A 26,598-nucleotide genomic window follows, 5' to 3' on the forward strand; every position below is an offset into this window, starting at 1 on the left:
CGCCGGCGGGTCGTTCCTCGTTGCTCCCATCCTGTCCTGGCCGTGTTGGGCGACGAAGGGCGGATGTCTGCGCCCGTCCGGGGCGAGGTGATCCCGGGATCGCTTCGCGCTCCCCCTTGCCGATTCCGGCGGATCACGCCCCGGTGACGGCAGTCTTTGTCCCGCCTTGCAGTCACATCGATTTTTCCGATTCTGAGAACCAAATTAATTTGGTTTCCTTCGTTAATCCCGATGCTTATGATGAAACCACATGCCAAATATTGGAACGAATGAGTGGCATGTGGAGACAACCACGATCGCGTGCCGAGAGCACGCGGCGCATGACAACGAGATGGAGACATTCATGCCCATTGCAGCGCAAGGAGGTTTCGGCGCAGCCGCGTTGACGTCCAGCCGGACGGCTGCTCGCATCGGCAGCCGCATCGACGTGCAGGCCGTGACCCGCCAGTTCGGCAAGAACGTGGTGCTCGACCGCCTGAGCCTCTCGATCGAGCCCGGGGAGTTCCTGACACTGCTGGGGCCGAGCGGCAGCGGCAAGACCACGCTGCTCGGAATGATTGCGGGTTTCCAGCCGGTGGACGGCGGCGAGATCAGCGTCGACGGCAAGCCCATCCAGGACGTGCCCACCCACAAGCGCGGCTTCGGCATGGTGTTCCAGAACTATGCGCTCTTCCCGCATATGACGGTCGCGCAGAACATTGCCTTTGCGCTGCGCATGGCGGGCATTGGTCGCAGGGATGCGGAGTCGAGGGTCAGGGAAGTGCTGCAGATACTGCGCCTTGGCGAACACGAGCACAAGCTGCCGTCGCAGCTGAGCGGCGGCCAGCAGCAGCGCGTCGCCATCGGGCGCGCGATCGTCACCCGACCCAAGGTGGTGCTGATGGACGAGCCGCTCAGCGCGCTGGACAGGCGGTTGCGGGAATCCACGCTGGTCGAGATACGCGAACTGCATCGTTCGCTCGGAATGACCGTGATCTTCGTGACCCATGACCAGTCCGAGGCACTTGCGCTGTCCGACCGCATCGCGGTGCTCGACGGCGGACGCATTGTGCAACTGGGTACTCCTTCGCAGCTGTACCGCGAGCCCGCGAACCGGTTCGTGGCGGGATTCGTGGGAGAGTCCAACCTGCTGGAAGTGAACGTGCTGCAGGTGCAGGGCGGCATCGCCACCGTGGAACTGGAGGGCGGATATGGCTTCCCGGTCCACACCGGCGAGCGCAGCATCGCGGTCGGTCCTGCGATGGTGATGCTCAGGCCCGAGCGCCTGCAGCTTGTGGCCGTGGACGCACCGGGCACGATGCGCGCCACGGTGGTCGACGCCGTGTTCCTGGGCGAAATCCTGCGTGTCGACGTTCGCCTGGCCAATGGCCGCGTGCTGCAGGTGCGCATCATGGACTGCGAGCAGTTCAAGATACCGCCCGTGGGTGCAGAGGTCGGCGTGCAGTGGGACGCGGCGGATGGCTGGGTGATCGCATGAGCAGCACGGCCACCATTCCCCCCGTGGCAGGCATATCGCGGCGCGGTGCGAGCGTGCTGTGGCTCCTGCTGCCCGCAGTGATCTTCCTCGGGACGCTGTACCTCTTTCCGCTGCTCGATCTGGTCCGGCTCAGCTTCACGGGCAATGGGCTGCTTGCCAACTACGGGCGAGTCTTCGCCGTGCCGCTGTACTGGGATTCGCTGGTCCGCACGCTGGGTATCGCGGTGGCCGTGATGGCTCTGTGCGCAGTGTTCGGCTATCCGACAGCACTGCTGATCCATCGCTGCTCGGGCACGGCGCGGGCGATGCTGACCGCGGCCATCATCCTGCCGTATTTCGTGGCGGTGCTGATCCGCACCTATGCCTGGATGGTGCTGCTGGGCCGCAACGGCCCGATCAACAAGCTGCTCAGGATGATGGGCCTGACCGAGGAACCGCTTGACCTGCTGTTCAACCGCGGGACGGTGCTGCTTGGCATGGCAGCGGTGCTGATGCCCCTGATGGTGTTGACCATCTACAGCGGCTTCTCGCGCGTCGACGGCGCGGTGCTGCGCGCGGCACGAGGCGCCGGTGCCGGTTCCATGGCGGTGTTCTGGCGCGTGTTCTTTCCGCAGACGCTGCCATCCCTGGGCGCGGGCTGCCTGCTCGTGTTCGTCTCGGCGCTGGGGTTCTTCATCACGCCGACTTTGCTTGGGGGACCCGGCGACCAGATGTTTGCCATGCACATCACGCAGCAGGCGGACTTCCTCGGCAGCGAGGGTTTCCTGCAGGCACTGGCTGTCGTGCTGCTGGTGATCACGCTGATCGTCGTGGGTATCGCCATGCGCTTTCTGGGATTGGAATTCATCTGGGGCGGCAGCCGCGCTCCTGCGCAAGCCTTCGCCCAGGGGGCGGAGCCGAAGGCGGGTCGCGCCACGCTGCAGGCCTTCGCCGACCATGTCGGATGGCCGCTGCTGCGCTTGCTGGGAGCGCTTCCGCAATGGGTGGGCACCGCCTTTGTCACCGTGGCCGGAGCCCTGGTGGTGACGGTACTGATTGCTCCGCTGGTGGTGGTGATCATCATCTCCTTCAGCCGTGCCAGCTATCTCACGTTTCCGCCGCCGGGCTATTCGTTCCGCTGGTACACCACGTTCGTGAACGACAGCAAGTGGATGGAAGCCTTCACCACCTCGGTGTCCGTGGCGGCGGTGGCGGCCGTCATCGCGGTGGTGGTGGGGGCGATGGCTGCGATGGCCATCGTGCGCTCGGATTTCAAGGGCAAGTCGCTTGTGATGACGGCACTGGTGAGTCCGCTGATCGTTCCGCCCGTGGTGCTCGGCCTGTCGCTCTATGGATTCGTCCTGCGGCTCGGAATGATCGGCACGGTGCCGGGCGTGGCCATGGCGCATGCGATCGGCGCGATCCCGCTGGTGGTGATGCTGGTCGCGGCCGGGCTGCAGTCGGTGGACCGGCGCCTGGAACTGGCCGCATCTGTGCACGGAGCATCCCCGCTGCGCGTGTTCTTCCATGTGACGCTGCCGGGTATCGCCCCCGGCCTTGCGGCGGCCGCGTTCTTTGCCTTCCTGCATTCCTTCGACGAACTGGTTCTGTCCATGTTCCTTGCCGGATCGACCATGCCGATGCTGCCGCTGCGGCTGTGGGCCGACATCAACTACCAGCTCAATCCGGTTCTTGCCGTGGTGTCCACGCTGGAGGTGATCCTGGTGATCGTGGGCGTCACCCTGGCTCGCAAGTCGCTTGCGCGCAGCCGCGCATGACAAGGTTCGTGCACGCATCCATCCATTCATGCAAGAGAGGAGACACACCATGCAGAACACCCGAGGAAAGTTCCTTCGTCTGTACGCCACGCATCTCGGCATGGCCGCAGTGCTGCTGTGCGCGGGCTCGGGCGCCCTGGCGCAGAACAGGGAGGTGATCCAGCAGGACCCGGGCGGTGCGTATGGCGATGCGTTGCGCAAGCTGCTCTATGAGCCTTTCGCGAAGGAAACCGGTATCCGGGTGAAGACCGTGATGGAGGGGCGCAGCGGCCCGCGCATCAAGAAGCAGGTGGAGTCGGGCCATACTGAATGGGACATGGCCTACATCTATGAGCAGGAAACGCGCCAACTGGCCGATTGCTGCCTGGCCAGGATCGACTATCGCAAGCTCACGCCCGAGGCGCAGAAGACCATCGCGAGCATGCCCAGGGAAGCCGTTACGCCGACGGGCATTGCGCTGGAGGTGATCGGCGTGGCGATGGCCTACAGCACGAAGAAGTTTCCGAACCCGGGGCAGCAGCCGAAGAACTGGGCTGACTTCTGGAACGTCAAGGACTATCCCGGCAAGCGCTGCCTGCCGACCTTTCCGCGCTTCCTCTTCGAGGCGGCACTGATGGCCGACGGAGTGCCTCGCGACAAGCTGTACCCGATCGACGTCGAGCGTGCGCTCAAGAAAATCGCGGAGATCAAGCCGCACGTGACGAAATGGTGGCTGACCACGGCGCAGCCGCCTCAGCTGCTGCTGGACGGTGAGGCCACCATGTGCATGGCCTACGCCGCGCGCATCAACGACCTGATCCTGAACGAGCCCGACGCGCATCTGGCGATGACCTGGAACCAGGGGTTCACTTACTACAACTACCTGTCGATTCCCAAGAACTCGCCCAACCCCGAGGCGACGCTGAAGCTCCTGTCGTATCGCCTCGTGCCGCAGAACGCGGCCCGCTTCGCGAACTTCTACGGCGTGCCGCTGCCGTCGCCGTTGGTCTACGAGGTGGGCGACCCGAAGATCCGCGCAAGCTGGTCGACGAATCCGGACAACGAGAAGGTGGCCGTGAAGTGGAATGCCGACTGGTGGGGTGCGCCGTCTCCCGACGGACGCACGAACGAAGAGTGGGCGCAGGAGCGCCTGAACACCGTGCTCGCCAAATGAGCCGCTGACGCTACCGACAACCCGAGGACTCTCTTGCGATGACCTACATTGCCGATTCCCAGCGCTACCAGAGCATGCCGTACCGCAAGGTGGGCGCGAGCGGCCTGGTGCTGCCCGCGATCTCCTTCGGCCTGTGGCACAACTTCGGCGACGCCACGCCGATCGCCACCCAGCGCCAGATGCTGCGCACCGCCTTCGACCACGGCATCAACCATTTCGATCTGGCGAACAACTACGGGCCGCCCTACGGCAGCGCGGAAATCAATTTCGGGCGGCTGATGCGCGAGGATTTCAAGCCGCATCGCGACGAGCTCGTCATCTCCAGCAAGGCCGGCTGGGACATGTGGCCGGGACCCTATGGCACGGGAGGCGGCTCGCGCAAGCATGTGCTTGCAAGCCTCGACCAGAGCCTGGCGCGCATGGGGCTCGACTACGTGGACATCTTCTATTCGCATCGCTTCGACCCCCACACGCCGCTTGAGGAGACCGCCTCGGCGCTTGCCCAGGCCGTGCGCCAGGGCAAGGCGCTGTATGTGGGCGTGTCGTCCTATTCCGCCCAGAAGACCCGCGAAATGGCGGCACTGCTTGCTGAGTGGAAGGTCCCGCTGACCATCCACCAGCCGGCCTACAACATGCTCAACCGATGGATCGAGAAGGACCTTCTCGCGACGGCCGCCGAACTCGGCACGGGCGTGATCGCCTTCACGCCCCTCGCACAGGGACTGCTGACAGACAAGTACCTCCATGGGGTCCCGCAGGACGCCCGCGTCCATCGCGCGGGAGGCGGCTCGCTGCGCGAGGCGCATCTGTCGGAGGACAACATCGCGCGCGTGCGGGCGCTCAACGAGATCGCCGGAGCGCGCGGTCAGAGCCTTGCGCAACTGGCGCTTGCCTGGGCACTGCGGGATGCGCGCATGAGCTCCGTGATCATCGGCGCGAGCCGGCCCGAGCAGATCGTCGACAACGTCGCTGCACTGAGTGCGCCACCGTTGACGGAGGCCGAGCTGCGCGAGATCGACCGCCATGCGGTGGAGGGGGGCATCAACCTCTGGGAAAAGCCATCCACGGACTACCGCTGAACGCACGGCGCATTGTTCATCGCGCATCGATCCACCATCAATCACAAGGGGACGACGGACATGAGACAGACAACACCAGAAAAGACAACCTTCACAAGGCGCGCACCGCTTGCGGCCCTGTTGCTTGCCGCCGCATGGGTTGCGGGGGCGCAGGCGCAGCCGAACAAGGAGGTCATCATGCAGGACCCAGGCGGGGCCTATGGCGATGCCCTGCGCAAGCTGATGTACGACCCGTTCACCAAGGCCACGGGCATTCCTGTGAAGACCGTGCAGGAGGCGCGCAGCGGCCCGCGCATCAAGGCGCAGATCGCGGCCGGCAAGACGGAATGGGACCTGGTCTTCGTCTTCGACCAGGAGACGAAGCAGCTCGCCGACTGCTGCCTTGCGGACATCGACTACAAGAAGCTGTCCCCATCGGCCCAGAAGACGGTCGCGGCGATGCCCGCCGACAGCGTACGCCCCAAGGGCATTGCCTTGCAGGTGATCGGGGTGGTGATGGCCTGGAACGACCACAGTTATCCCAAGGAGAAGCCGAAGAACTGGGCGGACTTCTGGGACGTGAAGAAATTCCCGGGCAAGCGCTGCCTGCCGGGCTGGTCGCGCTTCGTGTACGAGGCCGCGCTGATGGCGGACGGCGTGCCCATGGACAAGCTTTATCCGATCGATGCGGATCGGGCGCTCCGGAAGATTGCCGAGATCAAGCCGCACGTCGCCAAGTGGTGGCAGACCTCTGCCCAGGCACCGCAACTGCTGCTGGATGGCGAGGCGGACATGTGCATGGCGTATGTGGGGCGCATCAGCGACCTCAACCTGAACGAGCCCGACTCCGGCATGAACCTCACCTGGAATCAGGGCTTCACCTACTACGACTTCTTCTCGATTCCGAAGAACAGCCCGAACCCCGAGGCCGCGCTCAAGCTGCTGTCGTGGCGCCTCGATGCCAACAACGCGGCACGGCTGGCGGAGGCCTATCCGGTGCCGGTGCCTTCGCCCCTGGTCTACGAGGCAGGTGATCCGAAGAAGCGCAGGAACTGGTCGAACAATCCCGAGAACATGAACGTCTCGGTGCGCTGGAGCGCCGACTACTGGGGTGCTCCGGCCAAGGACGGCCGCACCAACGAGGAATACCTGCAGGAGCGCCTGAACGCATTGCTGGCGAAGTAGCGCGCCCATGCGCCCTGTGCGCAGCCTGCCATCCGCATCCGTGCGCGCAGAACGCAGCCGGAGCGGTTCGCGGCGAGCGCCGCCGTCCAACCCTGAATCGGAGACAACACTGTGTCAGACCAAGCACTGCGCGTAGGCATCATTGGCGACGGCTTCATGCAGCCGTCCTTTTTCGAGAAAGCGCTGCGGCAACGCCTGCCGGAAACGGCCATGGACATCCGCAGCCTGTACCTGGACTGGCCGCTCAGGCTGGTCACGACCAAGAAGGATCCGGCGCTGCCGGTCGCGGAGTTTCTTGGCCGCCCTGAGGACTATTTCGACTTCTGCGCGGATCGCGAGGTGTTGGTCGTGCACCTGGCGCCGGTCGTGGCGGCAACGATGGAGCGCGCGCCGTCCCTGAGAGTGATCGCTGTCTCGCGCGGCGGGCCGGTGAACGTGGAAGTCAAGGCGGCGCGCGAGCGCGGCATCACGGTGATCAACACGCCGGGCCGCAATGCATCGGCGGTGGCTGAGTTCACCGTGGGTTCGCTGCTCGCGGAGACGCGCAACATCGTGCGCGGCCACCTCTCGGTCAGGGACGGCAGCTTCCGCCGCGACTTCTATCACCACGATCATGCGGGCCGCGAGCTGTGCGAGCTCACCGTGGGCATCGTCGGCTTCGGTGATATTGGCTCGCGCGTGGCACGCCTGCTCGTACCCTTCGGATGCCGCATCCTCGTGGCCGATCCCTACCGGGAATTGACGGCAGAGGAACAGGCGCTCGGCATTCGCAAGGTACCGCTCGACGACCTGATCGCCAGTGCCGACGTGATCACGCTGCATCCCAAGGTCACGCCCGAGACGCAGAAGATGATCGGCCCGCGCGAGATCGCCCGCATGAAGAAGGGGGCCTACATCGTCAATACCACGCGCGGACAGGTACTCGACTATGACGGGCTGTACGCGGGCCTGACCAGCGGCCAGCTGGCGGGCGCGGCGCTTGACACGTTCGACCCGGAACCGCCGAAGCCGGACTCCCCATTGCTGCGTTTGCCCAACGTGACGCTGTCGCCCCATATCGCGGGCGCGTCGATCTACAGCATCACCAAGGCGGCGAACATGCTGGCGGACGACATCGCGCGCATTCTGGCGCGCACGGCACCCCTGCACGGGGCCAGGTGAGATCGCGCCGAACAGGACACAACAACACACAACACCGGAGCACCATCATGAGTGAAAACAACGACCTTGCCATTCGCACCAGCATCGTCAAGGCGCTGCAGAGCATGTCGCAGCTGGGCATCAACAAGGGTACCTCGGGCAATGTGAGCGTGCGGGGCGACAACGGCTTCTATGTCTCGCCCACGGGACTGCCGTACGTGGGCATGCAGCCGGAGCACATCGTGTTCATGAACTGGGACGGCACATTCAGCGGTGACGTGCTGCCATCGAGCGAATGGCGCTTTCATCGCGACATCCTGGCCGAGCGCACCGAGCTGAACGCCGTGGTGCACACGCACTCGACCCATGCGACGGCGGTCAGCATCCTGGGCCACGACATTCCAGCGATCCACTACGTGGTCGCCGCCGCGGGAGGCAACAGCATCCCCTGCGCCAAATACGAGACCTTTGGAACGGAGGAGCTGGGTCACGCGATCCTCAAGGCCATGAAGGGCCGCCGCGCGTGCCTGCTCGCACACCACGGCACGATCGCTGCGGGCGTGAACCTTGCGCGTGCCATGGCGCTGTCGGTCACCGTGGAGGAGATGGCCTCGCTCTATCTCGCCTGCCTGCCGCACGGCAACCCGCCAACGCTGTCCGATGAGGAAATGCTGCGCGTGCTGGAGAAGTTCAAGACCTACGGCCAGCAGCCGACGACTTCCCAAGAGAAAATCCGCCAGGCCTTGTAGTCGCCCAGGGAGACGCCGTGCAGGAACTGATTTTTTGTCTCGATTCGGGAACCACATCGGTCAAGGCGGCGGCGCTGAACCTGCAGGGCGAACTCGTGAGCCTGAGCGAGCGGCCCAATTCCGCGCTGCGCCGATGCGGCATACAGGTCGAGCAGGACATGGCTGCCAGCCTGGAGGATGCGCTGCGCGTGCTGCACGACTGCGTACTGAGTGCGCAGGGCCGGGCGCTCGGCCTGATTCTCACGGGGCAGGGCGAGGGGCTGTGGCCGCTTGACCGGCAAGGGCGCGTCTTTCGCCCGGCCATCACATGGCTGGACGGCCGCGCCGCATTGCTCGCGACCGATGCCGCGCTGCGTCCTGCGCTCACGAAGGTGGCGGGCATCACGGGGTCGCGGCCCACGGCGGCGTCGCCCTCGCTCCAGGCGCTGTGGCTGCAGCGCAGCGAGCCCGATCAGTGGGCGCGCACCGGCCATGTGCTCCGTGCGAAGGAATGGCTCTTCCACGGCCTGACGGGGGAGTTCGTCAGCGAGCCATCGACGGCGATCCTGGCATGGGGCAACTGGCGCACGCAGCAATTGAGCCCGCAGATCGAAGAGCATCTGGGGCTTGCGGGCCTGATGGAGCGCCTGCCCGTGCTCGAGCGGCTCGCGGGAACCTCACGGCCGCTGCAGGCTGGCATGGCGGCGCAGACCGGGCTGCCCCAGGGGCTGCCGGTGCTGCTCGGGCCGAGCGACGTGCAGACCACGGCGATCGGGCTCGGCGCCGGGGTGCTCGACGACGTGCAGCGCGCCTCGATCTTCGGCACCAGCGCCGTGCATATCGGGCACTTTGCGTCCGCGAGCGCCGTTCCAGCGATCCGGCCCGCGGGCAGCATGGTGCAGGCTTCGGTGCGCGAGGGGGCGGTGTTCTGCATCTTCCCGGGGCTCAACGGAACGACGTCATTCAGGCACCTGCATGCACTCACCGGAGCGCCCGAACAGGCCGTGGCCATGGCACCGAGCGGCATCGTGCTGCAGCCGTTCTTCGAACCGGGGGGCGAGCGTGCGCCCGTCACCAACCCGGCGGCGCGTGCCGCGATGCTCGGGATGAGCTCGCAATCGAGCCGCGAGGAGATGAGCTGGGCGGGCAGGGAGGCGCTGGCCTTCAATGCCCGCCTGTGCCACGATGCCATGGGGGCGTTCGATGGGCGCCTTGCATTCGGCGGGGGGCTTGCGCAGGAAGCGGATTTCGCTCCTTTGCTTGCCACGGTGTTCCAGCGCCCCGTGTGGCGCCCGCAATCGGCGCACGCGGGGCTGCTGGGCCTGGGCCTGCTCGCGGCCTCCGTGCTGTGCAGGGAGACGCCGCGTGCCGTGGGTGCGCGTTGGCTCAAGGGGGCGGGGCACCTCACGGCATCGATGGAGGGGCCGCACGCGGACTACGCGCAGCGCAAGTTCAGCATCTACAGCCGCATGCTCGAGGTGATGCAGCCGCTGTGGACGGAGCTGGCCGAACTGCAGCGGATGGCTCAGCGCCTATGAGGCCTGGGGCGCGGGCTCGTCCATGAAATCGCGGTCGAACGAGGACAGCAGGGCCGCCGTGATCGAGTGCCGGTGGTGCGTCTTGCGGGCGACCAGCGAAATGGGACGCAGGAAATCCGGCAGCCGCACCACGCGCAGATGGGGGTCGAGATGCCAGGCAGCACCCGGAATCAGCGGCACGATCGATATGCCGAAGCCCTGCGCCACCACGCTGGAGATGGCGCTCAGCGAGTTGAGTTCCATTGACGGGCGCGACAGCACGCCGTTCCTGACGCGATAGGCCTCGATCATCTGGCCGGTCCACGAGCTGGGTTCGAAAGCGATGTATGGAGTGTCCGAGCGCAGCGTGCTCATCACGCCGTCGCATGGCTGGTTGCGGGCGGTGATCAGCGCATAGGGTTCGCTGTAGAGATGGTGCACCGACAGCGCGGTGGGAAAGTCCTGGGGCGGCTCGATCACGATGGCGGCATCCAGGGTGCCGCGGTCCACCTGTGCGAGCAGCTCGCGGCACAACCCGGCGACGATCTTGATCTCGAGGCACGGGTTCTGCTCCGTGATCTGCCGCAGAAACCTCGGCAGCATGCCTGACAGCGCGCTGTTGATCACCCCGAGCGAGAAGGTGCCCGCGGCGGCCTGGCCGCTGCCGATGGTCTTCATTTCCTCGTAGATGGTGACGATCTGCTCGGCAAGCCCCACGAGCTGGTGACCGGCGGGCGTGAATTCGATGGAGCGCTTGGTGCGCTCGAAGAGCTTGACCCCGAGTTCTTCCTCGATGTTCTTGAGCTGCACGCTCACCGCCGCCTGCGACAGGTGCACGTTCTCGGCGGCGGCGACCACCGTGCCATAGCGATGCAGGGCGAGAAAGGAGCGCAGACTTCGAATCAGCATGGGAGGCACCTCACTGTCAGCGAAACGGGCAGCCGCCTATCTTAGTCCGCAGGGGCTCCGCAGGGCCCGGCATCGGCGAGGCCCTGTTGGCAACTTTCCTTGGCGACTGGGTGAAAACCCGGGCAGCATCGCGGAGCCATGCCTCCGCGCGGGCAGGGAACTACTTACCTTTGGCGCCATGCCGCTCCCTAAAATCCCGCCATGTCCATGCATTTCGATTTAGTAGACCTGCGGCTGATGGTGCATATCGCGGAAGCCAACAGCATGACGCGAGGCGCGGAGCTGTCGTTCATTTCACTGCCCGCAGCGAGCACGCGCGTGAAGAATCTCGAGGAGAGCATCGGCACCAAGCTGCTGTACCGCACCAGCCAGGGGGTGACACTGACCCCGCCGGGGCAGGCCTTCGTCTCGCATGCACGCATGGTGCTGTCCCAGATCGAGCATCTGCGAGGGGACATGCAGGAGTACGCCAGCGGGATCAAGGGCCATGTACGCGTGTTTGCCAACACCACGTCGCTCGGGGAGTTTCTGCCGCCCGTTTTGCGGCTGTTCCTGCAGCGCCACCCCGACGTGAACATCGATCTGCGCGAGCGGTTGTCGCACGACATCGTGCGGGCGGTGACGGAAGGGCAGACGGACATCGGCATCGTCGCCGGTCTGGTCCGCACGGAAAGCCTGGAGACACTGCCCTACCACCGCGACAGGCTGGTGCTGGTCGTGCCGAGGGGCCATGCACTTGACGGTGCGGCGCAGGTGGCATTCGCCGACACGCTCGAGCTCGACTATGTCGGCCTGCATGAATCCAGTGCCATCCATGCTTTTCTGCGGCAGGCAAGCGACGAGTTGCACCGAGCCATCAAGCTGCGCATCCAGGTGGGGAACTTCGAGACCGCGTGCCGCATGATCGCCTCCGGCGTGGGGGTGGGAGTGCTTCCCGAATCCGCGGCAGGCAGGCACGCGCGCGCCATGGATATCGCGATCGTTCCGCTGTCGGATGCGTGGTCGGTGCGAGAGATGCAGATCTGCGTGCGCAGCCTGGCTGCGTTGCCCTCGTTCGCACAGGAACTGGTGCAGCTGCTGGTGGCCGATGCGAGCGGCGATCTCGGGCCGGAGGAGCAGGGAATGCGGGACGCGAGGGACGAGAGGAACATGCGAACGCTTTTCTGACGATGCAGCGGCAGGCGGTGTTTCCGCTCGTTCGCGGCCGTCGTTTTGTGGGGAATAATGCCTCTCTTTCCTTGAAAGGCAACCGTGGTGGACAAGGTCGATTGCGTGGTGATGGGGGCCGGGGTCGTCGGCCTGGCGGTGGCGCGTGCCATGGCATTGCGTGGGCGGGAGGTGCTGATCCTGGAGGCCGCGGGTGCCATCGGCACCGAGACGTCCTCGCGCAACAGCGAGGTGATTCACGCCGGCATCTACTACCCGGAGGGTTCACTGAAGGCGCAGCTGTGCGTGCGCGGCAAGCAGAAGCTCTATGCGTATTGCGAGGAGCGCGGCATCGCCCACAGGCGCTGCGGCAAGCTCATCGTCGCCACATCCGAAGCGCAGCGCGATGCACTGCAAGGCATTGCCCGCCATGCGGCGGCCAATGGGGTGAATGATCTCGAAGTCTTGAGCGCGGAGCAGGCAAGGGCGCTCGAGCCTTCGCTGCACTGCGTGGCGGCGCTGCTGTCGCCAAGCACCGGCATCGTCGACAGCCATGGACTGATGCTGTCACTGCTGGGCGACGTAGAGAACCACGGCGGCGCGCTTGCGCTGCAGTCGCCCGTCGCCGATGCGGTCTGCGGCGCGGAGGGCATCCTCGTGCGGGCGGCCGATGGTACCGAACTGCTGGCCCGGACCGTGATCAATGCGGCCGGCCTGCATGCCCCCGACCTTGCAAGGCGCTTTGATGGGCTGGCTGCGCGTCACGTACCGCAGGCCCACTATGCCAAGGGCAACTACTTCACGCTGGGCGGGCGGGCGCCGTTCACGCATCTGATCTATCCGGTGCCCGAAGCCGCAGGGCTTGGCGTGCATCTCACGCTCGACCTGGGCGGACAGGCCAAGTTCGGTCCGGACGTGGAATGGGTCGATGGCCCCGATCAATTGGTCGTCGACGAGACGCGCTGCGCCGGCTTCTATGACGAGGTGCGCAAGTACTGGCCCGATCTTGCCGATGGCGCGCTGACGGCGGGCTACGCCGGCATACGGCCCAAGATCTCGGGCCCAGGCGAGGCGGCGGCGGACTTCGTCATCCAGGGACCGCAGGTGCATGGCGTGCCGGGTCTCGTGAATCTGTTCGGCATCGAATCGCCCGGGCTCACCAGTTCGCTGGCGATCGGGGAGCACGTTGCCGCGCTGGCGGCCTAATGATGACGGGCATTGTCAGCCCCGCGTTTGAGCCAGACAACGTGCCGCCCCGCGAGACGCATTGGAATTTGTGGAAATGGCATCCAAACGTCTAAGATGTGGCGTAGGCCTACACGAGTGGTGATCGCTTCCACTTATCGTTGGGTGAAATTCAATTTACAGGACGAGGTTTTCATATGAGCTCTGCAGCTGACAAGATTTCGAGTGCACAAGACGATCTGGAAAAACTGGTGGGCGATCTGCGCGGACTGCTGTCCAGCAAGGATCTGGACAGCGTTCCCGAGATCCGCCAGCTGCGCAAGCGTCTCGACGACAGCCTCTACACCGTGAAGGACTCGGCCGTTCGCGCTGCGCAGGAAGCTGCCTACCAGGCCAAGGAGGCCGCACGCGTCGCCAATACCTATGCACACGACGAGCCATGGCGCGTTGCCAGCGCCGCATTGGCCGTGGGTGCCCTGGTGGGTTTCCTGCTTGCACGTCGCTGATCGGGGCAACCGCATCCTCCGCATTGATTCGGCAACGGGGCGGGCCATGCGCCGCTCCGCCTGCCGCAGCATCATCCTCCTGGAAAGGCGAGTCGGCGCATGAACCTCATAGCTTTGCTTGGACTGGAAGGCCTGGTCGCACGATGGCGCGCCAATGTGATCGAGGGCGCCATCGCGGTGGAAGACCGGCTGGAGCTGGCCGGCATGGAATGGGCAGACCAGAAGCGACGCATGCTGACACTGGCCATCCTGGCCATTATCGCGGGCGGATTGACCGTCATTGCGCTGATCATGTTGTCACTGGCGGTGCTGGTCAGCTACTGGGACACGCCTGATCGCGCCACGGTGGGCTGGATTCTTGCGGCCGTCTGGGGGCTTCTCTGGATCGTGGTGCTGGCGGCTCTCGTGGTGATCGCCAAGCGTGCGAGCAGTGCGTTTGCGCTGACCAAGCGCGTTCTGGCTCGTGACTGGAAATATGTGAAGGATCAGCTGTGACGAGTCCATCCTCCACCCATTCTCCCTCCCATCGCACTCACCCGACTGCCGCAGCGAAATCTGCTGTGTCGGCTGTCACCCAGGAAATGGATGCGGCCCTGGCCACGCCGGCGCAGCGCGAAGTGCTCAAGCGCATCGATGCCCAGCGCGAACGTCTGCATGCGCGCCGTCTGGCGCTGCAACAGGCGCGGGCGCTCAAGGACAGCACCAGCCCGCATGTGGATGCTGGTGCGCCATTGCCGGTGCGCCTGATCACCTTTGCGAAGCTGCATCCGGTGGCCGTGGCCGCGGCCTTGGGCCTGGCCCTGGCTGCGGGTCCAGGCAAGCTGATCCGCCTGGCGGGAGTGGTTCTGCCGATCGTGATGCGCATGCGCCGCTGAGGGATCGCAGCGCTCTCAGCGCGCTCCCAGTGCGATATCGCCCACCTTTGCCATGCAGGGTGGGCGTTTTTCATCGCCGGGCCGCCCCAAGATGAAAAGCGCCCCCTCGGGGGGGCAGCGGACCATGCGAAGCAGGGAAGCGTGGAGGCCATTTTTCATGTGTGCGTCAACTGGTCTTCAGCGCTGCATGCCCTTGATCGCCTGGGCAGCCTGGCCGACGAGCTCCGGGCCCTTGTAGATCAGGCCGGTATAGATCTGCACCACGTCGGCGCCCGCGCGGATCTTGCTGACCGCGTCCGCCGCGCTCAGGATGCCGCCGACGCCGATGATCGGGTAGCTGCTGCCGAGGTCTGCGCGCAGTTGCTGGATGACGCGGTTGCTCGCCTCGAGCACGGGCGCGCCGCTCAGGCCGCCGGTTTCGTCGGCATGCGGCAGGCCCTTGACGGCATCGCGGCCGATGGTGGTGTTGGTGGCGATCACGCCGTCCATTCCATGGCGCTGCAGCGTTGCCGCAATCAGGCGAACCTGTGCCTCGTCGAGATCCGGGGCGATCTTCACGAAGATCGGCACGCGGCGGCCGTGGGCGCGCGCGAGCGTTTCGCGATGCTCGGCAACGGCAGAGAGCAGTGCGTCGAGCGCCTCGTCGCTTTGCAGCGCGCGCAGGTTCTTGGTGTTGGGCGAGCTGATGTTGACCGTCACGTAGTCGGCATGGGGGTACACGCCCTCCAGGCAGATCAGGTAGTCGCTGGTCGCGTCCTCGATGGGCGTGGCGGCATTCTTGCCGATGTTCAGGCCCAGCAGCATCGGCTTGCCCTGTGCGCGTGTCTGCGAGAGCTTGACGTTGCGGATGAAGGCATCGAGGCCTTCGTTGTTGAAACCCAGGCGATTGATCAGGGCATGGGCCGCCGGCAGGCGAAACATGCGCGGCTTGGGATTGCCGGGCTGGGCCTTGGGCGTGACCGTGCCGACCTCGACAAAGCCGAATCCCATGGCCGCCAGGCCGTCGATCACACGGGCGTTCTTGTCCAGGCCCGCGGCCATGCCCACCCGATTGGGGAAATTGAGACCGGCGAGCCGGACCGGGTCGTTCACCGTCTGGTGGCACCAGGCCCATTGCAGCGGCGTGCGCTGGCCGCGGGCGAGCAGGTCCATGGTGAGCTCATGGGCCTTTTCCGGGTCCATGTTGAAGAGAATTGGGCGAGCGAAAGCGTAGGGTAGGAGAGACATGGGGATAATTCGAGGTTCAACCACGATTTTCGCCCATGACGACAAGCAATTCACTTTCTCAGGATCAACTCAAGACTTTGGTAGGCCAGGCCGCGCTGCAATATGTGGTGCCGGGCGAGATCGTGGGCGTGGGAACAGGGTCCACCGTCAACAAGTTCATCGATGCCCTGGCGACCATGAAGGACAGCATCCGCGGCGCGGTTTCGAGCTCGGTGGCAAGCACCGAGCGCCTGCGTGCGCTCGGCATCACGGTGTTCGATGCCAATGAGGTGGAGTCGCTGTCCGTCTACATCGACGGTGCCGATGAGATCGACGGCAAGGGCTTCATGGTCAAGGGCGGCGGCGCCGCGCTCACACGCGAGAAGATCGTTGCCGCGCTGGCACGGCGCTTCGTCTGCATTGCCGATGAGTCCAAGCTGGTCGATGTGCTTGGCCAGTTCCCGCTGCCGGTGGAGGTCATTCCGATGGCGGCCGCCCAGATCCAGCGCCGCTTCGAGGCCATGGGAGGCCAGGCCACCCTTCGCCAGAAGGACGGCCTGCCGCTCGTGACCGACAACGGCCAGCACATCCTCGACGTGCGCGGCCTTGCGATCCGCGATCCGCTCGCATTCGAAAGCAGCGTGAATCAATGGCCCGGCGTGATCACGGTAGGCGTGTTTGCACACCAGAAGGCCAGCCTGTGCCTGCTGGGCACCGCCCAGGGCGTGCGTACTCTGGAGTTCTGAACAGGCAGTGCGATGTCAGAAGACGATGCCGGCCGGATTGGTCGGTGTCGGGCCTGCCGGTGCCACGGTGTCGGCAGCAGGGGCCGCAGGGGCGGGCGCCTGGCGGGTTCTCGGAGCCAGTCTCTCTGTTGTCTGCTCGGTCTGCTCCGGAGCTGGAGCCGCCTTGGCGGTGGCCAGCGGTGAGGCGGGTGGGCGGCGATAGCTGGATGGCAGCTGCGACTTCCTGGGATAGCCCGCAGCATCGAGATACTGGGTCCACTCCACATCGGAGAAGCCATTGAGGCGCTGGCTGCCGATGGTGCCGAACGGCAGGCTGGCGGCCCCCGAGAGGTTTTTCAGCGACTCGATGGATTCATTGTTGTCCACGGTCTTTTCCGTGAACGGAATGCCGCGCGATACCAGCAGGTTGCGCGCGGCGATGCAGGGGTCGCACTCCTTGGCCGAATACAGCGTGACGGGATATTTGTTGACCACCTGCTGCAGGCCGTAGGGAAGGCCCGACTCCGATGTGCCGGGCGCGTCCATGCCGCTTTTCGATTTCATCGTGGCATTGCCCGAGGCGGGGGGCTGGTCGGAAAAGGTGACCTTCCCGTCGGGCCCCACGCTGCGGTAGATCTGCTGTGCGTGCGAGGCAGCGGGCAGCAGCGAAGACGCGGCGCCCAGTGAAGTCAAGGTGATCAGGAACAGGTTTCCCAGACGGCTCATTGCAATTTCCCCTCTTTGTGCTTTGAATGTCGATCTGCCGATTCTGACCGATCCCGGCAGGGCTGCCGGGACGCTTCGGATTCCCGTCCTGCCGATTCAGTTGGCCATGCCCTGGTGGCGCAGCAGCGCATCCAGTTGCGGCTCGCGACCGCGGAAAGCCTTGAACGACTCCATGGCCGGGCGTGCCCCGCCAGCTTCCAGGATGGCTTCGCGATATTTGCGGCCTGTTTCCGGGTTCGGCGAGCCATCAGGCAGCACGCTTTCCTCGAAGGCTGCGTACGCATCGGCAGACAGCACCTCGGCCCACTTGTAGCTGTAGTAGCCTGCCGCGTAGCCGCCAGCGAAGATGTGGCTGAAGGTGTGCGCCATGCGGTTGTAGGCGGTCGAGGGCAGCACGGCCACTTCCGCGCGCACCTTCTGCAGCACGGGCATGATGGCTTCCTTCGGGTCGTGTTCCGTGTGCAGCAGCATGTCGAACAGTGCGAACTCGATCTGGCGCAGCGTCTGCATGCCGGACTGGAAGTTCTTCGCGGCGATCATCTTGTCGTAGAGCGCGCGCGGCAGCGGCTCGCCGGTGTCGACATGGGCGGTCATGTGCTTGAGCACATCCCACTCCCAGCAGAAGTTCTCCATGAACTGGCTGGGCAGTTCGACAGCATCCCATTCCACGCCGGAAATGCCAGCCACGTCGCGCTCGTTCACCTGCGTGAGCATGTGATGCAGGCCGTGGCCGGTTTCGTGGAAGAGGGTGATCACGTCGTCGTGCGTGAGCAGCGCAGGCTTGCCTTCGACGCCGGCCGCGAAGTTGCACACCAGGTGCGCGACAGGTGTCTGCAGCGTATGTGTGTCGGGGCGCATCCAGCGGGTGCGCACGTCGTCCATCCAGGCTCCGCCGCGCTTGCCCTTGCGGGCCGGTGTGTCGAGGTAGAACTGCCCGACGAGCACGGGGCCCTGCGGGCTCTGGCGCTCGATGCGGTAGAACTCCACGGCCGAGTTCCATACGGGGGCGGAGTCCTTGCGGATGGAGACCTCGAACAAGGTCTCGACGATCTTGAACAGGCCGGCAAGCACCTTGGGTGCCGGGAAATACTGCTTCACTTCCTGCTCGCTGAAGGCATAGCGTGCTTCCTTCAGCTTCTCGGAGATGAAGGGCCAGTCCCAGGGCTGCGGGTCGGCGATGCCGAGTTCGTCCGCGGCAAAGGTGCGCAGGTCTGCCACGTCCTTCGCGCCGTAAGGCTTGGCGCGCTGGGCCAGGTCGCGCAGGAAGTCGACGACCTGCGCCGGGCTGTTCGCCATCTTGGGCACGAGCGAGACCTCGCCGAAGTTCGCGTAGCCCAGCAGCTGTGCCTCTTCCTTGCGCAGCGCCAGAATCTCCTGCATGTTGGCGGAGTTGTCGAACTTCCTGGCATCGCCTTCGGCCTGGTCAGAGGCGCGGGTGACATAGGCGCGGTAGAGCGTTTCGCGCAGCGCGCTGCTTTTGGCGAACTGCATCACAGGCAGGTAGCAGGGCAGCTTGAGCGTGAGCTTGTATCCCGGTTGGCCATCGGCTTCGGCGGCTGCACGCGCGGCCTGCAGGATGTCCTCCGGCACGCCGTCGAGCTCATCGGCCGATGCGTAGTAGGCGAAGGCATCGGTGGCATCGAGCGCGTTCTCGCTGAACTTCTGGCTGAGCTCGGCCATGCGCTCCTGGATCTTGGCAAAGCGCTCCTTGTCCGCGCCCTGCAGCTCGGCGCCTGAGAGCACGAAGCCGCGCATCGCGTGATCCCAGGCGGCGCGCTGCTCCTTGTTGAGCGTGGCGGTGTCGATGGCCTTGTACTTCGCGTACAGGCGCTCGTCCGCGCCCAGCCGGGTCCAGAACTCGGTGACCTTGGGCAGGGCCTCGTTGTAGGCGGCGCGCAGTTCGGGCGTGTCCGCCACGCTGTTGAGATGGTTCACGGCGGCCCAGGCGGTTCCCAGCTTTTCGGTCGCCACGTCCAGCACCGACGAGATGTCGTTCCAGCGCGAGGGAAAGGCGGGCTGGGTGACGGTTTCCAGCGCCTCGCCTGCGCGTGCGATCAGGGTGTCGATGGCCGGCCCCACGTCCGCAGGCTGGATGCGGTCGAAAGGAGGCAGGTCGTAGCTGTCAAGAAGTGGATTGCTGCTCATGCTGGAGTACTTGCTGCCAAAGTCCGTGAAATCAAGCGCTTTGGCGATCTGTTGTTGGCGGGGTCTCGATCAACGAATGCGTGTGGGGATGCCAGCATGCGGACATGCGGGAGGCTCCCGCAGCCGCCGAGGACGCGAATGCGCCCTCAGGCGTTTGCCGCTCTTTCGGCGGACTCCATCGTGTTGACCAGAAGCATGGTAATCGTCATGGGGCCGACACCGCCGGGAACGGGGGTAATCCAGCCCGCCACCTGCCGCACGCCTTCGTAATCGACGTCGCCGCAGAGCTTGCCGTCGTCATCACGGTTCATGCCTACGTCGATCACCACCGCGCCGGGCTTGACCATGTCGCGGGTCAGCACGTTGCGCTTGCCGACGGCGGCGACCACCACGTCGGCCTGGCGTGTCATCGCACCCAGGTCGGCCGTGCCGCTGTGCGTGATGGTGACGGTGGCATTCGCGGCCAGCAGCATCATGGCCATGGGCTTGCCGACGATGTTGGAGCGGCCGATCACGACGGCGTGCTTGCCCCGCAGGTCCTTCATGCCGATGGATTCGAGCATCCTCATGCAGCCGTAGGGCGTGCAGGCCTTGAAGCCGACCTCGCCGACCATCAGCGCGCCGGCGCTGGCCACGTGGAAGCCGTCGACGTCCTTGGCGGGCGAGATGGTTTCGATGACCTTGTGGTCGTCGATGTGCTTGGGCAGCGGCAGCTGCACGAGGATGCCGTGGATGGTGGGGTCGTTGTTCAGTGCCTCGACACGGGCCAGCAGCTCGGCCTCGGTCATGGCGGCGTCGTACTTCTCCAGCACGGAATGAAAGCCCGCTTCCTCGCACGCCTTGACCTTGTTGCGCACATAGACCTGCGAGGCCTGGTTGTCGCCGACCAGGATCACGGCCAGACCCGGGGTGATGCCGGATTTCGCCTTCAGCGCGGCGGCGCGGGCGGCGACTTCGGTGCGGAGTTGGGCGGAGAGGGCCTTGCCGTCGATGATTTGGGCTGTCATGGTGCGAGAGGGAAACGAAGGAAATCGAAAATGCGCGATGTGCGCTCGTACAAATGAAAAAGCTGCCGCGCTGTGGGGGACGCAGGCAGCTCTTGGCGAAATGCGGGATCAGGCCTTGGCGGTGGGGCCGAGTGCGATCTTGAGCAGGTCGGCCACGGTGTTGGCGTTCAGTTTTTCCATGATGTTGGCCCGGTGGGCCTCCACGGTCTTGATGCTGATGCCGAGGTCGTCCGCGATCTGCTTGTTCAGGCGGCCCGCGACGATGCGCTCGAGCACCTGCGATTCGCGGCCGGTGAGCTTGGAGAGCAGTGCATCGCGGCTGGCGGCCTGCTGGTGGCCGGTGAAGGCCTCGCGGGCATGGTCGAGCATGCGTTCGACCAGCGGTACCAGTTCGTCCTCGTTGAAGGGCTTCTGGATGAAGTCGAGCGCACCCTTCTTCATGGTGTTCACGGCCATGGGCACGTCGCCGTGGCCGGTGATGAACACGATGGGGAGCGGGGAATTGCGCTCGATCAGGCGATCCTGCAACTCCAGGCCGGTCATGCCGCCCATGCGGATGTCGACGATCAGGCAGGCCACTTCGCGAGGGTCGTAGCGCGCCAGGAATGATTCGGCCGAATCAAAGCAACGCACGCGGTAGTCCTTGCCTTCCAGCAACCATTGCAGAGAATCACGTACCGCTTCGTCGTCATCGACGACATAGATCGTGCCTTTTTTCGGGATCAAACTCATTCGATAGTCCTTGGCTTGGGCGTTGCTACAGATTCAGTAGTGGCATTCGCCGCGGTCTTCAGCGGCAGCCAGAAAGAGAACCGGCACCCGGTCACTTCAGTTCCATTGTAGATGTTCTCGGCATGCATTCTCCCGTGATGGGACTCGACAATGCTGCGGCACAGGTTCAGCCCGATGCCCATGCCTTCCTGCTTGGTGGAGAAGAAGGCCTCGAACAGATGGGCCAGCACTTCGGGCGCGAGTCCCTTGCCGGTGTCCTGGACGGAGAACTCGACCACGCCCTGGCCGTCGATGTGGCGCGGCACCACGCGCAGCTCCACGCTTCTGCGCGCGGTGGGGCGCTGGGCCTGGTTGATGGACTCCGCTCCGTTCTTCATCAGGTTGATCAGCACCTGCTCGATCAGGATGGTGTCGGCCATCACCTTGGGCAGGCGGGCGGCCACGTAATGGGTCAGGCGCACGTTGTTGCGGCGCAGCTCGATGTCGGCCAGCTCCACGGCCTCGTTGACGATGTCATGTACGTTGGCGAGCGACTGGTTGGGCTCGCTCTTCTTGACGAACTGGCGGATGCGCTGAATGATCTGGCCGGCCCGCTGCGCCTGGTGCGCGGTCTTCTGCAGCACGGAGATCAGCATTTCCTCGCTGATCTGCTTGCTCTCGATGCGCGAGACCATGCCGCTGCAATAGTTGCTGATGGCCGCCAGGGGCTGGTTCAGCTCATGCGCCACGCTCGATGCCATCTCGCCCATGGTGATCAGGCGACTGACCGATTGCGCGCGCTCGGCCTGGCGGGCAGCCTGTTCCTCGGCAAGGCGGCGCGGCGTGATGTCGGTGGCGATCACCATCTGCGCGAGGCGCCCGTCCACCCAGTTGAGATAGCGCGAGCGCACCTCGAGCCATTTGCCGAGTTCAGGACGGAAGATTTCAGCGTTTTCCGAGCGGGCACTGGTCAGCGGGTCGGTGGGCAGGCCCATGAGGCCGTCCTCGTCGTCCACGCTGCTGTGTTCCCTGGCGGGCAGCACGCCGGCCTGTGCGACCAGCTCCAGGTGGCCGTCGGTCTGCGAGCCGAACCACTGGCGGTAGAGGCGATTGGCGAACAGCAGTTCGGCACTGCCCAGCGGCGCCACGGACACCGATGCATCGAGCGATTCCAGCACGACGGTGAAGCGTTCGTGGGATGCGGTCAGCTGTTCGCGGATGCGGTTGGGTTCGGTGATGTCGGTCATCGACGTCATCCATCCGGTCTGCTTGCCCTTGGCGTCGACCAGCGGCGACACATACAGCCGTGCGTCGAAAAGTGAGCCGCTCTTGCGTTTCACGCGGGCCTGGAAGCCGCCTGGAATGCCCTTGCCCGACAGCTCGTCATTGGTCTTGGCCTGAAAGCTCTCGTGGTCGGAGTCGGGCCAGTAGGAGTAGGGCGGCGTCTGCCCGACCAGCTCGGACTCGCTCCAGCCCGTCATCTGGCAGAACGCGGCATTCACATAGGTGATGCGGCCCTGCATGTCGACCGCGCGCATGCCGGTCAGGATGGAGTTCTCCATGGCGCGGCGGAAATTGGTTTCCGACACCAGGGCCTGTTGCGCCTGCAGGCGGCGGCGGGTGTGGCGCCATGTGGCGATCAGCAGCCAGGCAGTCATCGCCGAGAGCGCGCCGACCAGCCAGAACAGGCCGCTGCCGACCACCCCCAGCGAGGTGCGATAGGCCTGGGCGCGCAGCATCAGGCCGTTGCCGACCGGAGAGACGGGCACTTCGTATTCGTTGGCTCGATTGTCCTTGGCGATGAAGGCGGTGCGCCGGGGCTGAAGCGGCGTTCCCGCCAGCACGTTGCCGTTGCTGTCGAGCAGGGTGACACCGTAGCGGGCCAGGACCTCGGTGGGCGTTCCGTAGCGCAGCAGGCTGTCGATGGAGTATTCGCTGAGTACCACACCCGCGAACTTGCCCTGGGCGGACAGCGGCACCTGCAACTGCAGCAGGGGCGGGGCTTCGTCCTTGACGCTCAGCGGCTGGGAGTACACCGGCTGCTGCATGTCGCGCGCAAGCAGGTAGGTATCGGCCGTTTCGCCGGATCGGATCGACTCGCCGATCACCCGCAACTGGCTGCTGGAGACGGTGGGCGCGGCATGGCTTGCACGAATGCGCATGCGCTCGTCGATCCAGGTGACGGCCTGCAGTTCCGGATACTGGCTGATCAGCGCCTCGGCGCGGCGGTCGAACTCGGCTCGGTCAAGATCCTGATTGGAAAGATCGCGCGCGATGCGCATGATCTGTTCCTGGCGTTCAAGAAGCCGCAACCGCACACGCTGTTGCGCATATTCCACATCTCGCTTGAGCGCCTCCTTCTCGCGCTCGACTTCCTCGGTGCGCAGATACCAGAAAGCAGCAACGATGGCCGCCAGAAACATCAAAACCGCAGCAAGCGGCGCAAGCACGGCAAAGCGATCCTGCCGATGGGGCGAAAGGCTGCGCCACCAAGTACGCCACCAACGCACTGGGGTTTTCAGTGTCTCGGCTGAGGGTAAAACCGCATTTTGCTGTGCTTGCATGCCCTCAAGTTTAAAGGCACTTCGAGAGGGATTTCATAGCGAGAAAAAATGTGCGATTGCAATAAAATTTCATATTATAAAAAGTCGTAGCACCATTCGAAATTTTCCTAAATTTATGAGAAACTCCACGCAAATCAACGGTTCTATTGCGTAAATTTCCCGCTACAGGAGGCATGACATGACAGATGCAAACCAGGACAAGGCCGGCAAAGAGATCGACCCTCAGGAAACCCGAGAGTGGATGGACGCGCTATCAGCCGTCATCGACCGCGAAGGTGCCGCCTATGCGCACCAGCTGATCGAGGAACTGCTGGAGCACGCTCGCGAAAGCAGCATCGACATGCCGTTCTCCGCCAACACTGGCTACGTCAACACCATCGAGACCGACCAGGAGGCCAAGTGCCCCGGCAATCTGATCATCGAAGGGCGCCTGCGCGCCTACATGCGCTGGAACGCCATGGCGATGGTGGTCAAGGCCAACCGCGTCCACCCGCCGGAAGGCGGTGACCTGGGCGGCCACATCGGCTCCTTCGCCTCGCTCGCCAACATGTTCGGCGCGGGCTTCAACCATTTCTGGCACGCCGAGAACGAGAACCACGGCGGCGACTGCCTGTTCATCCAGGGCCACGTTTCGCCCGGCATCTATGCCCGCGCCTACCTCGAAGGCCGCATCTCCGAAGAGCAACTGCTGAACTTCCGCCAGGAAGTGGACGGCAAGGGCCTGTCGAGCTATCCGCACCCCAAGCTCATGCCCAACTTCTGGCAGTTCCCGACCGTCTCGATGGGCCTGGGCCCGCTGATGGCGATCTACCAGGCGCGCTTCCTCAAGTACCTGCACGCACGCGGCATTGCCAACACCGAGAACCGCAAGGTATGGGTGTTCTGCGGCGACGGTGAAATGGACGAGGTCGAGTCGCTGGGCGCGATCGGCCTGGCCGCGCGTGAAAACCTCGACAACCTGATCTTCGTGATCAACTGCAACCTGCAGCGCCTGGACGGCCCGGTGCGCGGCAACGGCAAGATCATCCAGGAACTGGAAAGCGAATTCCGCGGTGCCGGCTGGAACGTGATCAAGCTCATCTGGGGCAAGGGCTGGGACGACCTGCTGGCCCGCGACAAGGATGGTGCCCTGCGCAAGATCATGATGGAGTGCAACGACGGCGACTATCAGGCCTTCAAGGCCAACGACGGTGCCTACGTGCGCAAGCATTTCTTCGGCCGCGACCCCCGCACGCTCAAGCTCGTGGAGCACATGAGCGACGACGAGATCTGGGAGCTGCGCCGCGGCGGCCACGATTCGCAGAAGGTCTACGCCGCCTTCGACGCCGCCAACAAGCACAAGGGCCAGCCGACGGTCCTGCTGGTCAAGACCGTCAAGGGCTTCGGCATGGGCAAGATCGGTGAAGGCAAGAACACCGTTCACCAGACCAAGAAGCTCGGCGACGAAGACATCAAGGCCTTCCGCGACCGCTTCAACATCCCCATTCCGGACAGCCAGATCGCCGACCTGCCGTTCTACAAGCCGGCCGACGACACGCCGGAAATGAAGTACCTGCACGAGCGTCGCAAGGCCCTGGGCGGCTACCTGCCGCACCGCCGCGAGAAGGCGGACGAGCAGTTCGCCGTGCCGCCGCTCGACACCTTCAAGGCCGTGCTGGAGCCCACTCCGGAAGGCCGCGAGATCTCGACCACGCAGGCCTATGTGCGTTTCCTCACGCAGCTGCTGCGCGACAAGGAAATCGGCCCGCGCGTCGTGCCCATCCTCGTGGATGAGGCCCGTACCTTCGGCATGGAAGGCCTGTTCCGCCAGATCGGTATCTACAACCCCCACGGCCAGCAGTACACCCCTGTCGACAAGGACCAGGTCATGTACTACAAGGAGGACGTGAAGGGCCAGATCCTGCAGGAAGGCATCAACGAGGCGGGCGGCATGTCCAGCTGGATCGCTGCGGCAACCAGCTACAGCCACAGCAACCGCATCATGATTCCGTTCTACATCTACTACTCGATGTTCGGATTCCAGCGCATCGGCGACCTGGCATGGGCGGCCGGCGACCTCCAGGCGCGCGGCTTCCTGCTGGGCGGTACCTCGGGCCGCACCACGCTGAACGGCGAAGGCCTGCAGCACGAGGACGGCCACAGCCACATCCTGGCCAACACCATCCCGAACTGCGTGAGCTACGACCCGACCTTCGCCCACGAAGTCGCGGTGATCATGCACGAGGGCCTGCGCCGCATGGTGCAGAACCAGGAAAACGTGTTCTATTACCTGTCGCTGCTCAACGAGAACTATGCGATGCCGGGCCTCACCCCCGGCACCGAGGAAAAGATCCTCAAGGGCATGTACCTCTGCAAGGCCGGCGGCGCGGGCGAACTGCGTGCGCAGCTGCTGGGCTCGGGCACCATCCTGCGTGAATCGTTCTTCGCACAGGAGCTGCTGGCCAAGGACTGGGGCGTTGCCGCCGATGTCTGGAGCTGCCCAAGTTTCAACGAACTGACCCGCGACGGTCAGGACGCAGAACGCTGGAACATGCTGCACCCGCTGGAGACACCGAAGGTGCCGTTCGTGACCCAGGAACTGTCCGGCAGCACGGGCCCGATCGTCGCGTCGACCGACTACATGAAGGCCTACACCGATCAGATCCGTCCTTTCATTCCCAAGGGCCGCGTCTACAAGGTGCTCGGCACCGACGGTTTCGGCCGCTCGGACTTCCGCGCCAAGCTGCGCGAGCACTTCGAAGTGGACCGCCACTACATCGTGCTGGCCGCGCTGACCGGACTGGTGGAAGAGGGCAAGCTGCCCGCGCAGAAGCTTGCCGATGCGATTGCCAAGTACGGCATCAAGACTGACAAGATCAACCCGCTGTACGCGTAATTG

The 26,598-nt window shown here is 64.7% G+C and carries 22 protein-coding genes; 15 read left to right on the top strand and 7 right to left on the bottom strand.

All coding sequences use genetic code 11. The annotated features are described in order from the left end of the window. Nucleotides 1–343 precede the first annotated feature (343 nt). The 8 genes from H9K76_RS09460 (at nucleotide 344) to H9K76_RS09495 (ending at nucleotide 10,036) form a co-directional block, all read left to right on the top strand. Complete coding sequence (locus H9K76_RS09460; protein ID WP_187599833.1) at nucleotides 344–1,477, top strand: ABC transporter ATP-binding protein; 1,134 nt, start codon at nucleotides 344–346, stop codon at nucleotides 1,475–1,477. Further along, the gene (locus tag H9K76_RS09465) at nucleotides 1,474–3,234 is read left to right on the top strand and encodes an ABC transporter permease subunit (RefSeq protein ID WP_187599834.1); all 1,761 of its coding nucleotides are present in this window, start codon (nucleotides 1,474–1,476) and stop codon (nucleotides 3,232–3,234) included. The genes H9K76_RS09460 and H9K76_RS09465 overlap by 4 nt, the downstream gene beginning before the upstream one ends. Before the next feature lie 49 nt (nucleotides 3,235–3,283). Next, on the top strand, nucleotides 3,284–4,387 hold the full coding sequence (locus tag H9K76_RS09470; protein ID WP_187599836.1) for an ABC transporter substrate-binding protein: 1,104 nt from the start codon (nucleotides 3,284–3,286) through the stop codon (nucleotides 4,385–4,387). Nucleotides 4,388–4,425: 38 nt separating this feature from the next. Then, the gene (gene mgrA / locus H9K76_RS09475) at nucleotides 4,426–5,466 is read left to right on the top strand and encodes an L-glyceraldehyde 3-phosphate reductase (protein ID WP_187599838.1); all 1,041 of its coding nucleotides are present in this window, start codon (nucleotides 4,426–4,428) and stop codon (nucleotides 5,464–5,466) included. A gap of 60 nt (nucleotides 5,467–5,526) precedes the next feature. Next, entirely contained in the window at nucleotides 5,527–6,630 is a 1,104-nt protein-coding gene (locus H9K76_RS09480; protein ID WP_187599840.1) for an ABC transporter substrate-binding protein, read from the top strand. A 111-nt stretch (nucleotides 6,631–6,741) separates the two neighbouring features. Further along, a complete protein-coding gene (locus H9K76_RS09485) occupies nucleotides 6,742–7,791 on the top strand; it encodes a 2-hydroxyacid dehydrogenase (RefSeq protein ID WP_246475427.1) in 1,050 nt (349 codons plus the stop codon). 47 nt (nucleotides 7,792–7,838) lie between these two features. Continuing rightward, nucleotides 7,839–8,519, top strand: a complete 681-nt coding sequence (locus tag H9K76_RS09490) for a class II aldolase/adducin family protein (protein WP_187599842.1) — start codon at nucleotides 7,839–7,841, stop codon at nucleotides 8,517–8,519. Nucleotides 8,520–8,536: 17 nt separating this feature from the next. Then, nucleotides 8,537–10,036 (top strand): FGGY family carbohydrate kinase, encoded by a 1,500-nt coding sequence (locus tag H9K76_RS09495; RefSeq protein WP_187599844.1) that lies wholly within the window; start codon nucleotides 8,537–8,539, stop codon nucleotides 10,034–10,036. Here H9K76_RS09495 and H9K76_RS09500 read toward each other — a convergent pair. Beyond that, nucleotides 10,031–10,924 carry a LysR substrate-binding domain-containing protein gene (locus H9K76_RS09500; RefSeq protein ID WP_187599846.1) on the bottom strand — a complete coding sequence of 298 codons (894 nt, stop codon included), beginning with the start codon at nucleotides 10,922–10,924 and terminating at the stop codon, nucleotides 10,031–10,033. The genes H9K76_RS09495 and H9K76_RS09500 overlap by 6 nt on opposite strands. 201 nt (nucleotides 10,925–11,125) lie before the next feature. Here H9K76_RS09500 and H9K76_RS09505 point away from each other — a divergent pair, with 201 nt between their 5' ends. The 5 genes from H9K76_RS09505 (at nucleotide 11,126) to H9K76_RS09525 (ending at nucleotide 14,636) form a co-directional block, all read left to right on the top strand. Continuing rightward, nucleotides 11,126–12,091: a LysR substrate-binding domain-containing protein gene (locus tag H9K76_RS09505; RefSeq protein ID WP_246475428.1), complete on the top strand. Its 966-nt coding sequence runs from the start codon at nucleotides 11,126–11,128 to the stop codon at nucleotides 12,089–12,091. An 84-nt stretch (nucleotides 12,092–12,175) separates the two neighbouring features. Beyond that, on the top strand, nucleotides 12,176–13,276 hold the full coding sequence (locus H9K76_RS09510) for an NAD(P)/FAD-dependent oxidoreductase (protein WP_187599848.1): 1,101 nt from the start codon (nucleotides 12,176–12,178) through the stop codon (nucleotides 13,274–13,276). Nucleotides 13,277–13,452: 176 nt separating this feature from the next. Further along, nucleotides 13,453–13,761, top strand: coding sequence for an ElaB/YgaM/YqjD family protein (locus tag H9K76_RS09515; protein ID WP_187599849.1), 309 nt, complete (start codon nucleotides 13,453–13,455; stop codon nucleotides 13,759–13,761). Between the two features lie 99 nt (nucleotides 13,762–13,860). Further along, nucleotides 13,861–14,256: a phage holin family protein gene (locus tag H9K76_RS09520; protein ID WP_187599851.1), complete on the top strand. Its 396-nt coding sequence runs from the start codon at nucleotides 13,861–13,863 to the stop codon at nucleotides 14,254–14,256. 65 nt (nucleotides 14,257–14,321) lie between these two features. After that, entirely contained in the window at nucleotides 14,322–14,636 is a 315-nt protein-coding gene (locus tag H9K76_RS09525; RefSeq protein WP_343066334.1) for a hypothetical protein, read from the top strand. A gap of 177 nt (nucleotides 14,637–14,813) precedes the next feature. Here H9K76_RS09525 and H9K76_RS09530 read toward each other — a convergent pair whose 3' ends face one another. Beyond that, nucleotides 14,814–15,863, bottom strand: a complete 1,050-nt coding sequence (locus tag H9K76_RS09530) for a quinone-dependent dihydroorotate dehydrogenase (RefSeq protein ID WP_187599853.1) — start codon at nucleotides 15,861–15,863, stop codon at nucleotides 14,814–14,816. Between the two features lie 35 nt (nucleotides 15,864–15,898). Between H9K76_RS09530 and rpiA the strand changes: the two genes are divergently transcribed. Continuing rightward, nucleotides 15,899–16,588 (top strand): ribose-5-phosphate isomerase RpiA, encoded by a 690-nt coding sequence (rpiA, locus tag H9K76_RS09535; RefSeq protein WP_187599854.1) that lies wholly within the window; start codon nucleotides 15,899–15,901, stop codon nucleotides 16,586–16,588. Nucleotides 16,589–16,603: 15 nt separating this feature from the next. Here rpiA and H9K76_RS09540 read toward each other — a convergent pair whose 3' ends face one another. From H9K76_RS09540 to H9K76_RS09560, 5 genes are all read right to left on the bottom strand, one after another. After that, nucleotides 16,604–17,293, bottom strand: coding sequence for a glutaredoxin family protein (locus tag H9K76_RS09540; RefSeq protein ID WP_187599856.1), 690 nt, complete (start codon nucleotides 17,291–17,293; stop codon nucleotides 16,604–16,606). A gap of 96 nt (nucleotides 17,294–17,389) precedes the next feature. Beyond that, a complete protein-coding gene (locus H9K76_RS09545) occupies nucleotides 17,390–19,438 on the bottom strand; it encodes a M3 family metallopeptidase (RefSeq protein ID WP_187599858.1) in 2,049 nt (682 codons plus the stop codon). 146 nt (nucleotides 19,439–19,584) lie between these two features. Next, complete coding sequence (gene folD, locus H9K76_RS09550; RefSeq protein WP_187599860.1) at nucleotides 19,585–20,445, bottom strand: bifunctional methylenetetrahydrofolate dehydrogenase/methenyltetrahydrofolate cyclohydrolase FolD; 861 nt, start codon at nucleotides 20,443–20,445, stop codon at nucleotides 19,585–19,587. A gap of 108 nt (nucleotides 20,446–20,553) precedes the next feature. Continuing rightward, entirely contained in the window at nucleotides 20,554–21,177 is a 624-nt protein-coding gene (locus H9K76_RS09555; protein ID WP_166070231.1) for a response regulator transcription factor, read from the bottom strand. Next, nucleotides 21,174–23,720, bottom strand: coding sequence for a PAS domain S-box protein (locus H9K76_RS09560; RefSeq protein WP_187599862.1), 2,547 nt, complete (start codon nucleotides 23,718–23,720; stop codon nucleotides 21,174–21,176). Before H9K76_RS09560 ends, H9K76_RS09555 begins: the two co-directional genes overlap by 4 nt. A 178-nt stretch (nucleotides 23,721–23,898) precedes the next feature. Between H9K76_RS09560 and aceE the strand changes: the two genes are divergently transcribed. Further along, nucleotides 23,899–26,595, top strand: coding sequence for a pyruvate dehydrogenase (acetyl-transferring), homodimeric type (gene aceE, locus H9K76_RS09565; RefSeq protein ID WP_187599864.1), 2,697 nt, complete (start codon nucleotides 23,899–23,901; stop codon nucleotides 26,593–26,595). Nucleotides 26,596–26,598: the final 3 nt, after the last annotated feature.

Source organism: Diaphorobacter ruginosibacter (assembly GCF_014395975.1).
GTDB lineage: Bacteria > Pseudomonadota > Gammaproteobacteria > Burkholderiales > Burkholderiaceae_C > Diaphorobacter_A > Diaphorobacter_A ruginosibacter.

Bases quoted from the DNA above. Each gene is read 5' to 3' on its own strand.
- H9K76_RS09460 (WP_187599833.1), top strand. From the start codon at position 344: ATGCCCATTGCAGCGCAAGGAGGTTTCGGCGCAGCCGCGTTGACGTCC.
- H9K76_RS09465 (WP_187599834.1), top strand. From the start codon at position 1,474: ATGAGCAGCACGGCCACCATTCCCCCCGTGGCAGGCATATCGCGGCGC.
- H9K76_RS09470 (WP_187599836.1), top strand. From the start codon at position 3,284: ATGCAGAACACCCGAGGAAAGTTCCTTCGTCTGTACGCCACGCATCTC.
- mgrA (WP_187599838.1), top strand. From the start codon at position 4,426: ATGACCTACATTGCCGATTCCCAGCGCTACCAGAGCATGCCGTACCGC.
- H9K76_RS09480 (WP_187599840.1), top strand. From the start codon at position 5,527: ATGAGACAGACAACACCAGAAAAGACAACCTTCACAAGGCGCGCACCG.
- H9K76_RS09490 (WP_187599842.1), top strand. From the start codon at position 7,839: ATGAGTGAAAACAACGACCTTGCCATTCGCACCAGCATCGTCAAGGCG.
- H9K76_RS09500 (WP_187599846.1), bottom strand. From the start codon at position 10,924: ATGCTGATTCGAAGTCTGCGCTCCTTTCTCGCCCTGCATCGCTATGGC.
- H9K76_RS09505 (WP_246475428.1), top strand. From the start codon at position 11,126: ATGTCCATGCATTTCGATTTAGTAGACCTGCGGCTGATGGTGCATATC.
- H9K76_RS09515 (WP_187599849.1), top strand. From the start codon at position 13,453: ATGAGCTCTGCAGCTGACAAGATTTCGAGTGCACAAGACGATCTGGAA.
- H9K76_RS09520 (WP_187599851.1), top strand. From the start codon at position 13,861: ATGAACCTCATAGCTTTGCTTGGACTGGAAGGCCTGGTCGCACGATGG.
- H9K76_RS09530 (WP_187599853.1), bottom strand. From the start codon at position 15,863: ATGTCTCTCCTACCCTACGCTTTCGCTCGCCCAATTCTCTTCAACATG.
- rpiA (WP_187599854.1), top strand. From the start codon at position 15,899: ATGACGACAAGCAATTCACTTTCTCAGGATCAACTCAAGACTTTGGTA.
- H9K76_RS09540 (WP_187599856.1), bottom strand. From the start codon at position 17,293: ATGAGCCGTCTGGGAAACCTGTTCCTGATCACCTTGACTTCACTGGGC.
- H9K76_RS09545 (WP_187599858.1), bottom strand. From the start codon at position 19,438: ATGAGCAGCAATCCACTTCTTGACAGCTACGACCTGCCTCCTTTCGAC.
- folD (WP_187599860.1), bottom strand. From the start codon at position 20,445: ATGACAGCCCAAATCATCGACGGCAAGGCCCTCTCCGCCCAACTCCGC.
- H9K76_RS09555 (WP_166070231.1), bottom strand. From the start codon at position 21,177: ATGAGTTTGATCCCGAAAAAAGGCACGATCTATGTCGTCGATGACGAC.
- H9K76_RS09560 (WP_187599862.1), bottom strand. From the start codon at position 23,720: ATGCAAGCACAGCAAAATGCGGTTTTACCCTCAGCCGAGACACTGAAA.
- aceE (WP_187599864.1), top strand. From the start codon at position 23,899: ATGACAGATGCAAACCAGGACAAGGCCGGCAAAGAGATCGACCCTCAG.